Annotated in this window: 4 protein-coding genes; 3 read left to right on the forward strand and 1 reads right to left on the reverse strand. The window is 57.2% G+C overall.

Annotated features, from left to right (window positions below; genetic code table 11):
- Positions 1-389 (forward strand): hypothetical protein (locus tag CW742_RS10505; protein ID WP_292420150.1); only part of this gene is annotated, 389 nt, incomplete at its 5' end.
- Positions 390-431: 42 nt separating this feature from the next.
- Here CW742_RS10505 and CW742_RS10510 read toward each other — a convergent pair.
- Complete coding sequence (locus CW742_RS10510) at positions 432-635, reverse strand: hypothetical protein (protein WP_292420151.1); 204 nt, start codon at positions 633-635, stop codon at positions 432-434.
- Between the two features lie 125 nt (positions 636-760).
- Between CW742_RS10510 and serS the strand changes: the two genes are divergently transcribed.
- A complete protein-coding gene (gene serS / locus CW742_RS10515; RefSeq protein WP_292420153.1) occupies positions 761-2,038 on the forward strand; it encodes a serine--tRNA ligase in 1,278 nt (425 codons plus the stop codon).
- A gap of 84 nt (positions 2,039-2,122) precedes the next feature.
- Positions 2,123-2,473 (forward strand): hypothetical protein (locus CW742_RS10520; protein ID WP_292420155.1); only part of this gene is annotated, 351 nt, incomplete at its 3' end.

A 2,473-nucleotide genomic window follows, 5' to 3' on the forward strand; every position in this document is an offset into this window, starting at 1 on the left:
CTTCTGGTATAGTGGCAGCAACCACTGTAACGCCAGCAAAATCAGGGACACCAACCGGCAGCGTCACATTCGTGCCGGGCCCTACCCAGACACTCCCCGCGCACCTGGACATTGTTTTACAGACAGAACGCGACCCACGGACACGGATGATCTCGGTCGAGTACATGGGGGGCAAGGGCCAGTACGGGGTGCGCGAGATCTTCGTCCGGCTAACCCGCTCAGATGGTGAGGTGCTGACCGGCTCCTTCAAGCCCATCCAGATTGGCAGCAGGATTGAACTCCCGGGGACCGAGCAGGCGGACCGGCTGGAGGTCGTGACCCGACATTATAATGGAGAGGAATACACGGTGATTGACCGCGTATTCGAATACAAAGTCCGGACCGCGTAATCTGTATCAAATCACAGACCCGGCATTCACAAAAACAAGGGATTATTTCCGCTTCCGGATCGAGAGGATCTTCAGGTAATCCGCAGCAGGGCAGAGACGCTTTCCCTCCGCGGCCGTTTCTGCGGAGTCTGCAATGCAGTATTCGCCGGTCACCAGGCTTTTTGCACAGGTGCCGATGCCGGACTCCTGCCCTTTTCCCGGTGCGGTGCCTTTCAGGTTTTTGCAGATAAATGTGAAATCGGCCATATCGTATCAGCGTTCTGTTACACACGGAAGCTGATAAAGCGGACGGGCGGGACCGCAAGGGAAAGCCGATAAATGAGATCGCGACAAACCTGTTGGTACCAGAAGGCAGGAGCGGAGAATACCGGATGCTTGACATAAAGTTCGTACGGGCCAGCCCGGATGTGGTGAAGGCAGATCTCACAAAAAGGAACGACCTTGCAAAGATCGCATGGGTCGACGAGCTGCTTGCAAAGGACGCCCGCTCCCGCGAACTCAAAGTGGAGACCGACCAGCTCCGCCAGCGCAGGAACACCATTGCACGGGATATCAATGCGGCGAAGAAGGCCGGCCAGGATGCACAGCCCCTGATGGCAGAAGCTGCAGCCCTCCCCCAGAAGATTAAGGAACACGATGCCGAGCAGGAAGAGATCCGTACCCGGATACGCGAGATCCAGATGCGCCTGCCCAATATCCTGCACGAGAGCGTCCCAATAGGGAATGACGATTCGGAGAACGTTGAGGTGAAGCGGGTCGGGATTCCCCGGACATTCTCCTTTGAGGTGAAGAACCACGGCCAGCTCGCTGCCGAAAAGGGCTGGGCTGACTTCGAGCGTGCAGCAAAGACCTCTGGCGCAGGCTTCTATTTCCTGAAAGGCAATCTCGTGCTCCTTGACATGGCGCTCCAGCGCTACGCGATTGATCTCTTAGAGGAGAAAGGCTATACGCCCGTCATCCCGCCCTTCATGATCAACCGCACCTCGTACGAAGGCGTCACCGATCTCGGTGATTTCGAGAAGGTGATGTACAAGATCGATGGTGATGATGCGTACCTGATCGCAACCAGCGAGCATCCCATCGGCGCGATGTACCAGGACGAGATCTTTGAGGAGAAGGACCTCCCGCTCCGGCTTGCCGGCATCTCCCCCTGCTTCCGGCGCGAGATCGGCGCTCATGGTCTCGACACCAAGGGGCTCTTCCGGGTCCACCAGTTCACCAAGGTCGAGCAGTTCGTCTTCTGCAAACCGGAAGACTCGTGGCCGATCCATGAGGAACTGCTCGCCAATGCCGAAGAGATCTTCTGCGGCCTCGGCCTCCCTTACCATGTCGTGAACATCTGCACAGGCGACATCGGCACGGTTGCGGCAAAGAAGTACGATATAGAAGTCTGGATGCCGCGCGAGAACGCGTACAAGGAGGTTGTCTCCTGCTCGAACTGCACGAGCTACCAGGCGGTCCGGCTCAACATCCGGGTGCGGGACAAGAGCGACTTTGAGTCAAAACAGCATCTCCACACTCTCAACTCAACGGCCATTGCCACCTCCCGCGTCATTCGAGCGATCCTCGAAAACAACCAGCAGGAGGACGGTTCCGTTATCATCCCGGAAGTCCTCCGGCCGTACATGAACGGGCGGGATGTACTCTGAGCGCTGGAACACGCTCCTTTCTATGATTTCTCCCCAATCCTTTTTTTATCCATAGGACGCAAATATATTCAGGATCGTGGTCGCATGGCATATCCTAACCTCTACAGTGACGAGTCGATCGTCCTCAATGCACAGAATGTCAAAGTGAAGTCCGTATCGTTCGAAGCGGTGCTCACAACTCGCAGGCTCATTCTCGTTGACAGCAAGAAGCACCTGATAGCACCGCAGGAGATCCTGCTCGCAACCCTGCGGGACATCGAAGCCGGAGAGAATGCTATCCGCGACCCCACCATCACCCTCTCCATCATCACCACGACCGGCGCCACGCGCCAGATGATCCTCACGTTCTCGAAAACAAGTGGCGGGGACCGCCGGCAGGAACGCGACGAGTGGATCAAGGCGCTCCGGCAGAACATGGCATCGGCCGGGCAGCAC

It is taken from the genome of Methanoregula sp., assembly GCF_002835825.1.
Lineage (GTDB): Archaea > Halobacteriota > Methanomicrobia > Methanomicrobiales > Methanospirillaceae > Methanoregula.

Excerpts from the sequence above, each read along its gene's own strand:
- CW742_RS10510 (WP_292420151.1), bottom strand. The coding sequence starts at position 635 with ATGGCCGATTTCACATTTATCTGCAAAAACCTGAAAGGCACCGCACCG.
- serS (WP_292420153.1), top strand. The coding sequence starts at position 761 with ATGCTTGACATAAAGTTCGTACGGGCCAGCCCGGATGTGGTGAAGGCA.